This window comes from Rhizobium altiplani, from assembly GCF_001542405.1.
Taxonomy (GTDB): Bacteria; Pseudomonadota; Alphaproteobacteria; order Rhizobiales; family Rhizobiaceae; genus Rhizobium; species Rhizobium altiplani.
Map to the genome: position 1 here is coordinate 1 of NZ_LNCD01000151.1, position 9,697 is coordinate 9,697.

At 56.8% G+C, this 9,697-nt stretch carries 7 protein-coding genes and 3 pseudogenes; 5 read left to right on the forward strand and 5 right to left on the reverse strand.

The features are described from left to right. Positions 1–12: 12 nt before the first annotated feature. Together AS026_RS40865 and AS026_RS40870 are read right to left on the reverse strand one after the other, a co-directional pair. Positions 13–776 (reverse strand): IS5 family transposase gene (locus AS026_RS40865; protein WP_100248102.1). Its coding sequence is split into 2 segments (ribosomal slippage): positions 13–449 and positions 449–776, totalling 765 coding nucleotides; the frame shifts between segments, so codons are not numbered across the junction. Positions 777–1,380: 604 nt separating this feature from the next. Beyond that, positions 1,381–2,038 (reverse strand): annotated as a pseudogene (locus tag AS026_RS40870) (hypothetical protein); the annotation flags it as partial. Between the two features lie 1,083 nt (positions 2,039–3,121). On the opposite strand from AS026_RS40870, the gene AS026_RS38690 reads away from it, so the two are divergent. Next, on the forward strand, positions 3,122–3,340 hold the full coding sequence (locus AS026_RS38690; RefSeq protein ID WP_131815376.1) for a hypothetical protein: 219 nt from the start codon (positions 3,122–3,124) through the stop codon (positions 3,338–3,340). A gap of 284 nt (positions 3,341–3,624) precedes the next feature. Here the strand turns inward: AS026_RS38690 and AS026_RS38695 are convergent. Beyond that, positions 3,625–3,969 (reverse strand): annotated as a pseudogene (locus AS026_RS38695) (antibiotic biosynthesis monooxygenase). Positions 3,970–4,246: 277 nt separating this feature from the next. Here AS026_RS38695 and AS026_RS42180 point away from each other — a divergent pair. Next, positions 4,247–4,582 (forward strand): hypothetical protein, encoded by a 336-nt coding sequence (locus AS026_RS42180; protein ID WP_160330137.1) that lies wholly within the window; start codon positions 4,247–4,249, stop codon positions 4,580–4,582. Between the two features lie 178 nt (positions 4,583–4,760). On the opposite strand, the gene AS026_RS38705 is transcribed toward AS026_RS42180, so the two are convergent. Then, a complete protein-coding gene (locus AS026_RS38705) occupies positions 4,761–5,006 on the reverse strand; it encodes a response regulator (protein WP_062376442.1) in 246 nt (81 codons plus the stop codon). A gap of 1,390 nt (positions 5,007–6,396) precedes the next feature. Between AS026_RS38705 and AS026_RS40885 the strand changes: the two genes are divergently transcribed. The 3 genes and pseudogenes from AS026_RS40885 to AS026_RS38725 all read left to right on the forward strand — a co-directional run bounded on the left by AS026_RS40885 (position 6,397) and on the right by AS026_RS38725 (position 8,772). Then, complete coding sequence (locus AS026_RS40885; protein WP_062376446.1) at positions 6,397–7,023, forward strand: response regulator; 627 nt, start codon at positions 6,397–6,399, stop codon at positions 7,021–7,023. 244 nt (positions 7,024–7,267) lie between these two features. Next, positions 7,268–8,134 (forward strand): annotated as a pseudogene (locus AS026_RS38720) (IS110 family RNA-guided transposase); the annotation flags it as partial. Further along, positions 8,107–8,772, forward strand: coding sequence for a methyl-accepting chemotaxis protein (locus AS026_RS38725; protein ID WP_425349860.1), 666 nt, complete (start codon positions 8,107–8,109; stop codon positions 8,770–8,772). The pseudogene AS026_RS38720 and the gene AS026_RS38725, both read left to right, overlap by 28 nt. A 168-nt stretch (positions 8,773–8,940) precedes the next feature. Here the strand turns inward: AS026_RS38725 and AS026_RS38730 are convergent, their stop codons facing one another. Continuing rightward, complete coding sequence (locus AS026_RS38730; RefSeq protein WP_063805891.1) at positions 8,941–9,450, reverse strand: NUDIX hydrolase; 510 nt, start codon at positions 9,448–9,450, stop codon at positions 8,941–8,943. Positions 9,451–9,697: the final 247 nt, after the last annotated feature.

Here is a 9,697-nt window from a genome sequence, read left to right on the forward strand (position 1 = left end):
TACGGCGTCGACTCATAAACTCTGGCACCATATTCTTGTTGCGACGAGCTTTACAGCGGCGAGGTAGTTTTCCGGGCGCTTGTCATATCGGGTTGCGATGCCTCGGAACTGCTTGATCCTGTTGAAGAACCGTTCCACGAGATTACGTTGCCGATAGACCCAGCGCGAAAATACGAAAGAGCCCTTGCGATTACTCTTCGGCGGGATGTTGGCCCAGGCCTTTCTCTCGGCGGCCTTTGCCCGTATGGCATTCGTGTCATAACCCTTGTCGGCCAGCAGGATGTCCCCCTCGCCAAGCTCATCCGTCAGCGCGTCGGCTTCGGCACAATCGGCGATCTGTCCACCAGTCAGACGCAGATTGACCGGGCGACCTTCGGCATCGACGAGCGCATGGATTTTGCTCGTAAGGCCGCCGCGGGAACGTCCCATGCCACCATCGTCTCCATCCCTTTTTTTCCCGTGGCCGCGTGCTGGTGAACGCGGACACAGGTCGAGTCGATCATGACGATGTCGCCATCGTAGGCCTTGGACACCGCTTCAAGAAGCCGATCCCATACCCCGGCTTTGCGCCAGCGGACGAAGCGGTTGTAACAGGTCGTCGGCGGGCCATAGCGTTCCGGAACTTCCGCCCAAGGCGAGCCCGTTCGAAACCGCCAGAGGATGCCATTCAGTACCCGCCGATCATCAACGCGGGCAACGCCGCGTGGCTTGTTGGGTAACAACGGCGATATAATCGACCATTCGTGGTCAGTCAGTTCGTAGCGACGACGTGTCATCAAATGCTTCCCTATTTCGAAGCCTTGAATCACGCCGGTCGATAAATGCCAAGAAATTTTATGAGTTTACGCTGTAGCGGGAGCAGAACATCATCTCGATAAGTCGTTGACCCGGGTCCCATTCGTCGGAGCTGGACGGTGGGGACCTATGCTTTCCTTGTCGCCAGCCCGTGGCGCAAGTCTTCCGTTGTCACACTAAGCGGAACTGGCCGACATTTCTTCCCTTGCCGACAAGCAAAACGCATCCCCGCTTTGACGGGCATTTGTTGCGGACGCAGCTAAGCCGTGTAAGCCTTTAAGATGACGGCCCATCAGACCTTGGTCCGTGGTGGAAAGTGCGGCTGGGTCTAATATCGCTCCATCTCGATTGCTCGTGGCTAGGGGACGGGATAAAGGGAAGCCTAAGCACCGACACTCCGCGAGGGCTTCCCTTCAGTGTTATGCGTAGCCAAACCCGGCTGCAGTACGTCGAGGTGCTGCCTCGGGGATTTGAGCATCCCAAGGTAGCTTTCATTGGACCTCGGCCCCGCTGCAACGCGGGGCATTTTTGTGGAGATGCTGAGAACCGGGAGGAAATTCTCCTCCTCGGGAGTCGTGGACATCCGTCGTCTGGCGTTTCCGTATTTGTCGCCTCAAGAGAGGCGCAATTTGGTCGATCTTTCCGTTAGCATCGCCAACACTAAGAATGTCCTTGGCTTGGTTAAGAGTGGCGGGGCTTACCTCGCCGGTCTTGGTTGCCGAAGCCAGGGCATCCTCCAACGCCTCGTCTCCCAGGAGCGGATCATCAACCGATGGTTCAACACCATTATCGATTTCATATTGCGCATAGGCGATCGCATACGCGGCAATGGCTGTCATGCGCGGGTCAGACGTGTGCAGGTAGGCCTTGTAACTGCGCTTCAGCGAGTTCAACCCTGCCAACTGTGCGGAAGAGTTCTTTTCCTTGGCGGCGACAGCTTTGTCCGGTTTAGACGACTGAGCCTTGCTGCCTGCGTCACTCAACTTGCCTTTGGTTCCTCCTTGAGCTTTCCACCCGCCAGATGTCGGGCCGCCGCTCTTGATGCTGCCGCCACCGTGGTTGCTACCGTTCCCTTGGCCGCCACCATTGCTACCGCCGTTCTCGCCGTCGTCGCCGCCACCGTTTCCGCAGCCATTGCCACCGCTTTTTGCGAAGACCGACAAATCAAAACTGGTGAACGAATCCGGGTCGCGGCAACAGCTACCGGAAGAGCGACCACCGAGGCAAAAGTTGAAACAAGCATTTTTTCTCCGATCCGAATTACAGTCGTCGCGGTGGAGCGACTTGGGTCGGTTCATAGAGGCGCCTCCTAGCTGATAGAGCCTCCACCTATCCATCAGACGTTGGTCCATGGCAGCGCGATCCAAAGAGCGTAAAATACCAATGTCCCGAACGCCATAACGGCTGGGGCGGGACACCAGGGAAGTCTTCGTAAACACCCACCCTGCGAAGGCTTCCCACATATGTCAGCGTCTGCGCGAATGATGGGAGCCCGTGGATATTCGAACAAAAGTGCGCCTGTTATTTATCGCATGGCACGGCGAGATCCCAGTCCCGTCGTTTATTTCGTGAGCGTCAACTGCATGAATGCGTTGCCCTGCTTGACTGCGCTCCGGTGGGACACGCTCTTTGATGGCAATCCACGTGAGCTGAGCAATTCACGTGAGCTGATGCGAATTTACCTTGACCGGAAAGATTAGCAGCACCTTGCCGCCGCCGGGACTCAGCCGGGAGCAGTGACGCTGCAAACCCATCCGTCGAGGCTTCGCTGCAGGAAGGTTCAAGCCCCTTCTCGACCTCCCTCCCGCAATCCAAAGGATTGCTGAAGGCCGCATTTCGATTCCGGCGATTGCCGTCATCCCCTTCATTGCAACGGCTTGTTCTGCCTAAATCGAAAAGCAGATGCCGAGGTAACTGACTTGCCGCCGTACGACACGGCAGTAGGGGTAAATACGACCATCTGAAAGTTGCGGATCGAAGGCCGCTGGGACAGCGATTGCGCCGTCGACCATTAGCCGCGCGCCACCATCCGACAGGTCTTTGACAAGCAATCCAAAACGCTGGCGCCGCCTTTTAGAAGAATTTTGGCGCCGATGAATGTACGCTTCCTGTGAGCCCTCCTACCGTCCATAATGCTCGTGGTTTGTCAAAGCACCGTGCGCATAGGAACGTAAAAGGCGCGTATACGGCCGGCTTTTTAATGTAATCAGTGTCCCGCCGTTGATGTTGAGTGTGCCGATGGCGGTCTGTTCCACCCCAGATGTTGAGGGCATGCCCAAAAATATCGGACAAGCTCTCATTTGGTTTTCGCGAAGAGGAGTATGGGATGTCGACGAGCAATATCCAGCTACTATTCAAAGGCCGCCTCGCCAAATCCGCCAAAGATCGAGGACTGGACCGACAACAGAAAGACTTGGTCGAAGCCTACCGACTGGGGAAGCTTGATGAGAAAGATTTCCAACTGCAGCTTTCGAAAGATCCGGTTTTAGCCAAGGGGGTGAAACAGGTATTGGAGGCCGCGAGCAATGATCACCTGCGCAAATAATGTGATCTCTTTTGCCTGATTTGCGGAACGATTGCGCTACCATCGCGGCTTATCGGATGGCGCTAGCGCCGAGCAGGAGCGGTCGCCTGCGCCAACTCCGTGTCACCGCCGCAAGCGGGATCGCCACGAGCAGCGACCCCAGGGCATAGATACAGATCCATTGTCCAGGCACGGCCTCACTCACCCCAGCGATCTGCGGGAGGGCCAGCCGGCAGGACCTCCGGTAGGATCGTGACGAAACCGGCAACCCCCGGCGGTAGCCTCGCCACGGGTAACCGTCCCAGCTACCCCGTGACGCGGAGGCCTTCGGGCCGCACCAGTTCGCCGACGATGTAGGTGTGAAATTCGCTGGATGAGACAGTATCGAGCTTGCAAAACTTCTTCAGAAATACCGGATCGGAAAAGAATACCTCGACATCACCGGGATAGGAGATTGCCTCGATGTTCACCACAGTCAGCCCGTCTGTGTTCTTGGAAAGCTTGCTCCACAAAAAGCCGGCTTCCGCTCGGCGACGTAGTAAACGACATCCTGGATCAGTCGAAAGGCTTGTCCTGCTTGCCGGGTGAACGGGGATGACATTGACGATGAAGTTCGTAGGAAGGGGAATGATCGCCCTCTCTCCGTTCAGCCCTTTCGCAAGCTGCAATTAAGGAGGGCGGTTCCTAGACGAAAAGACGGAGCACGGCATCAGAACATGGCCATCACCGGCCGAACCGCAGGCCAGACGGTACGGTTTTAGCAGCGCGATCAACGAGATCATTCAGAAACCGCTCCCGGTTTCCATTCTCAAACGCCAAGCCGATTTGAGAAATCCCATCCTTCACCGGTAACCGGTACAACGATTGTCGTGCTTTTGTCGCAGCAATAGATACCTAGGACCTTGATTTGCGGATCAGCCGGTCACGATGCGCCACGTGCTGGCGTTGGATTTCCAGAAACAACCTGAGCAGGTCCTCGGCTTCTCCGATCGGAAAGCTTTGTTGCGACAACTGCTCAATTCGGGATCGTTGCTCCGCAATGATGAACTCACCGCGGCACACATGCCTCTCGACCATCTCGAGTTCGGTTTCGATAGCGCCCATTTGAGACACTATGCACCTCTGTACGCCATCGCACAAACTGAACGCGGCAGGGAGCCGGCGTCGACAGCTCAACCCGCTGCGCACCTTCCGACGCGTTCGACGAGCTTGATGGCCTATACATTTTTTTCAACCGGTCCGGGAAACAGGATAACTCAATAGCTTACGCCGGTCGGATGCGATGGAATATCTCTGCTGGGGCAAGCCAAATCCCTCGCCTTGAGCGGAATCGAACTTGGACCAACGCTTCTGAGAGATAAGCCGTTGAAACCTCCGTCCATTGTCTCGCCGATGTAACAGAGGTGACAGAGGCGAAAGAGACTGTGACGGGCTTCTGCGATCAGCAGAAGAGAGCATTTGCAACGGTTTGGATACTGACTGGCTTTTCGCAGCAATTCATGTCTAGCACGGCGCCATCTATGGTCTCACCAGCTTCGATCAGGTCCAAGGCATCATCGACCGATGCGATTGGGCCCAAAACATTGGCGCCTTCTTCAGAGAAGATACGTTGCAGATCGTTCGCGAGAACATACTCGTCTTCAACAAGAAGAATTCGCTTGCCGCTCAGCAGCGTTTCGTCGGTCATCGATTGCTCCTCCTCCGCCGCCGCTCCAGCGGCATGTCAATAATGCAACGCAGATCGGTATCGTTAAGTTCGAAGCTGGTCTTTGCTCCTAATGTGTAAGATAGCGCCTCTTTGATGAGCTGGCGTCCATATCCACTTCCATGCATCCGGCTGACTGTGATTTCCAGAGGAGGGAAGGTCTCCATCCACTCCAGCACCAACCGGCGACTTCACCATCTGCGTGCCGATGACGTAGTCGAACAAGCAGGAGCCGCTCAAGTTCCGGAAGCCGAGCAAATTGTGCCGTCGGTCTGATAGCGTACCACGGCCCGCTGTCGTCGTTTCGGCATTGACGTTCTGCGGAGCAGCGCGCCTCCTTTCTCGGCTTCGCCCCCGCGACGGGAGAACTGGAGATGACAACACCGTTAGGACGGGTCAGAGGTCTGGGCTAAGCAAGAGGTGGCACAGGCCCATACGTTTTAAAGCAGGCTTCCGGGATAGCTCTTGGAATTCTCACCCCTTACATGATCGGTTGGGAATCTATTTGTTCGGCCGCGAGCGCGATTTCGTGGTTAGTTGATCGGAAGTTTTTGGGTGGGGCCGCCTCTGCTGGGCTTCATCTTCCTCACAACGATCCATATGGACCTCGGGATGAGAACGAGGACTACGTGCACGGCCATATGGGCAAGCTCGCATTCAGCCTTCGCTTGGTCGATGTGCGTGCTGTGCGTATTCGCGATTTTGATGATGATGTTCGAAAGTGCCGCCGGCTGAGGCCACGGAACTTGTCTCATGAAGGCTTCGGTCAGTCACGGCTGTGCAGCAGTGAAGGAATGCGCGGGATTAGCGCGGCGTTGAAGCTACTTGCAGTTTTCGGTCTGGGTCGTCCCGTTCGCTCCGGATGTAGTCGAACCGGAGCTGCTGGGACTGCCTGTTGAACTCGAACCGTTGTTGACGTCCGCGCATCCACTTGTTCCGGACTGGCCCTCCGTATTGGAAGAGCCGGTGCCTGAGGTTCCAGAGCCAGAGCCGGTACCAGGAGCTACCGTGCTACCGTCAACACCGCTTGAACCAGACCCCGAATTGCGGCCCGATGTACCTGTCCTGCCGGAGGTATCAGTGCCAGACGTCCCCGCCCCACCGCTGCTGCCTCCCGATGATTGTGCCATTGAAGATGTGGCAAGACCGACGGAAAGCAGTGATACCGTTAAAGCTTCAAAAGCATTGATCTGCTCCGTGGATTAAGTTGCTAACGGCCCGCCAACCGAGAATGGGAGCCGTGGCTCCCGATCACAGCGGTCAGTTCTCGTCGGTACGTTTCATTACCGATGGGCGGCCAAGCTTGAATCGGCTTGAGCTAATATTCATGTGGTGGAAAGGTCAAAGTCGGGAATTAAATTGGGGTCCAGAGATGTCAAACATTGCTTTACAGGGAGTTTTCGAACCAGCCGACATGCGGATCATCCAGCACGCGTTCGATAGTGTCGCCGCAGAGCCGTGGTTTTCCAAGGGTGTCGGATACCGGGAGGATTTCGCGCGATACGTTATGAGGATGTACCAGCGCGGTATGGTCCTGCCCGACAGGCTTGAATCCCTCTGCCGGGTAGCGGCATGGAATAAGTACCGCTCGGCAAAATCGAACTTCGAAGGCTATCGTTTCTTGATCGTCGAAGATGAATACGTCACCGCACGCGAAGCCAACGATGTGCTAACGGAACTCGGTGCTGATGTCGTCGGCCCGGTGCCGCGGATAGCGGAAGCAATCGACATCATCGAACACGGGCCACAACTCGATGGCGCTATTCTCGACATCAATCTCGGCGGGGAAAGGGTCTATCCGGTGGCGGCGAATCTGAAAATGAAGGGCATCCCGTTCGTGTTTGTCACTGCTTACGAGGACCGAGTACTACCTGCCTCCTTCAGGTCTGCGAAGGTCTTCACAAAGCCTGCCAGTTGGGCGTCGATCGCCTCCCACGTGGCGCATCAACGCGACGTCGGTATGCCGCCCTACCCCGCCGAGAGGTCAATCGGCGCTTAGGCCACGCTTGTTGTGAGCCCGAATATTCGCGGTCATTCCATGGCTCCGCTTTCCGCGCTCGTCGATGGGAACCAAACCACTGTCTGACGGTTTGTCGCGACAAAGGAGGAGGTGACATGAAAGAGGTCGCCTCTGGAGAGAACGGATCACTGAGATGCAGGTGATGATCGAGGGACAGTCACGCTTCCAGCCTTTCGGCTTATCCTATTGGGGTTTCGCAGATCTCAACGAGGGAGTTGGAAGCATGACTGCGTCCTATGATTACCATATCGGCGTGGATTACCACAAAAGCTACAGCCACCTGGTCGTGCAGGATTCTGCCGGGAAGACGCTGCGATCCGGGCGTGTGAAGAACGATCGTCCATCGCTCGGCTCGTTTCTGGAGCGGTATCGGGAGAACAGCCACGCTGTTGTCGAAGCGACGCGCAACTGGATGGTGATGTACGACTGGCTCGACGACATTTGTGATGATGTCGTTCTCGCCCATCCCTTGAAAGGGAAAGCGATCGCCGACGCCAAGATCAAGACGGACAAGATCGACGCGACGGTGCTGGCACATCTTCTTCGCGCCGACCTGGTGCCGGAGGCGTGGGCTCCCGGAGAGAAGGCGCGAGAGCTTCGCATCGCCCTTCGCGAACGGATGTTCTACGTGCGGCTGCGCACGATGACGAAGAACCGGATCGTAACGGTATTCGACCGCTATCCGGAACAGACGGCGCAGTTGAAGAAGCTGGGCGACCTGTTCGGCAAGGCCGGCCGCACCCAGCTTGCCGAAGTGAATGTCTCGCCGATCGACCGTATCCAGATTGATCGTGGCCTCGCCTTCATCGGCGACATCAATGAGCGGGTCAAGCAGTCGGAAGCAACGATCCGGGCGATGACCAGGGCCAATGCCAATGTGAAGCTGCTGAAGACCATCCCCGGCATCGGAGAGTTCTTCGCCCGGCTGATCGATGCGGAGATCGACGACATCTCCCGGTTCCGCACCCCGAAGAAGCTGGCCGCTTATGCCGGACTTGTTCCCTCGACCTATTCGAGCGGCGGCAAGACCTACCATGGCAAGATCATCAAGCAGGGCAACAAGTGGCTGCGCTTGGGCATCCGATCTACGGCATCGTTCATGTTCCGTTCGACCTTAGCGTACTATTTCGGACTGCTCTTGTTCTGACCCCGTCTACTGCCGTCGTCGGTAATGCCACCGCGGCGATGGGGCGAATCGAAGTTGCCTCCAGCCGCATCGGCAACATCATCGAAGTTATTGACGACATCGCCTTCCAGATCAATCTGCTGGCGCTCAACGCGGGCATCGAAGCGGCGCGTGCCGGCCAGGCCGGCAAGGGCTTCGCCGTCGTCGCGCAGGAAGTGCGCGAACTTGCGCAGCGTTCCGCTGGAGCCGCCAGGGAGATCGCCACGCTGATCGGGAATTCCACCGCCGAAGTTGCCACCGGCGCCGGTCTGGTCTCCGAAACCGGGGGCGCGTTGCTGGATATTTCCGAGCACATCGTCGGCATTTCAGCCCAGATCGAGGTGATCGCTCTGTCGAGCCAGGAGCAGGCATCCTCGATCGCCGAGGTCAATGTTGCGATAACGCGCCTCGACCAACTGACGCAAAGCAATGCTACCATGGCCGAGGAGACTGAAGCCGCGAGCTGGACTTTGTCGGGCGAAGCCGATCATCTGATGGATCTCGTCGACCGGTTCGACCTGGGCAACAACAGTGGCCCGGCGGAAAGAATGAAGGCGGCCTAGAAGGCTAAAATCGCTCCAACTCGCGGAACTTAGTCGGTGGTTCGCGACCGTGACAGGCAAACGTGCTGAATTAGAACCCACCATTGCCTGCCCATGCCGTCAACGAATGAAATCTTTGCGCCGCGCGCTCGATTGCGCTTTCGAAGGACCCAGCCGGCACAAGCCCCTTCACTTAGCGGAGATCAGGAAAGAACTTTCGCGGATTTGCGGTCTCATACGGCCCCGTGACCAAAACAGAAGATCCCGAAGCTTCGGGTGCGAAACTTCTTTGGCCGCCGTTTCAAGCAACGCCCATTTCAGTCTTCGGGTTTGCTTTTCCGGGAAGTCTGAGAGTGTTTCCGTCACTTCGAGCAAGTGTACCTTGATGTGGTAGGATAGATCGTCGCCCGCTTTGCGGTAGAAGAACGAACCTAGCGTCTCAGTCGACACGGTGCCTCGTACACCTGCCTCTTCCATCGCTTCTCGCGCGGCGGCAACACTGGGGGTTTCCCCTGCTTCGATACATCCTTTCGGGATGCCCCAGCTGCCATTTCGACGGCTGGCGACAAGCAGTACCTCGATGGCGCTATTCTCAGATGTTCGATAGCAGATCGCACCCGCTTGTTCGATAGGCGTGCGCCAAGATACGGCATCTTCCGGGCGGGCAAAACGGCTTGACGACGATCGTGCCTCTCCCATGTCCCGTGCCCCTGATCCAAGATTGTCGTGGCTATCGTTGCAGGCTTGCCGCTGTTTATGACCGTTCTATGACATACGATCGCGAGCGTGAACAGAGAACATCAGTTGAAAAGCATCTCTTTCATACCAACCTGCGCCGCCTGTTGCGACATTCGTTTTTGGTCAGCCGAGCAGTCACGATCGCGAACACGCATGTGAGGAGCGTCGATCAGGATCAGATTATGACGTCATTGATATCGCTGATCCA

Coding starts and splice junctions, on each gene's coding strand:
- AS026_RS38690 (WP_131815376.1), top strand. CDS start 3,122: ATGTCGACGAGCAATATCCAGCTACTATTCAAAGGCCGCCTCGCCAAA.
- AS026_RS42180 (WP_160330137.1), top strand. CDS start 4,247: ATGCGCCACGTGCTGGCGTTGGATTTCCAGAAACAACCTGAGCAGGTC.
- AS026_RS38705 (WP_062376442.1), bottom strand. CDS start 5,006: ATGACCGACGAAACGCTGCTGAGCGGCAAGCGAATTCTTCTTGTTGAA.
- AS026_RS40885 (WP_062376446.1), top strand. CDS start 6,397: ATGTCAAACATTGCTTTACAGGGAGTTTTCGAACCAGCCGACATGCGG.
- AS026_RS38730 (WP_063805891.1), bottom strand. CDS start 9,450: ATGGGAGAGGCACGATCGTCGTCAAGCCGTTTTGCCCGCCCGGAAGAT.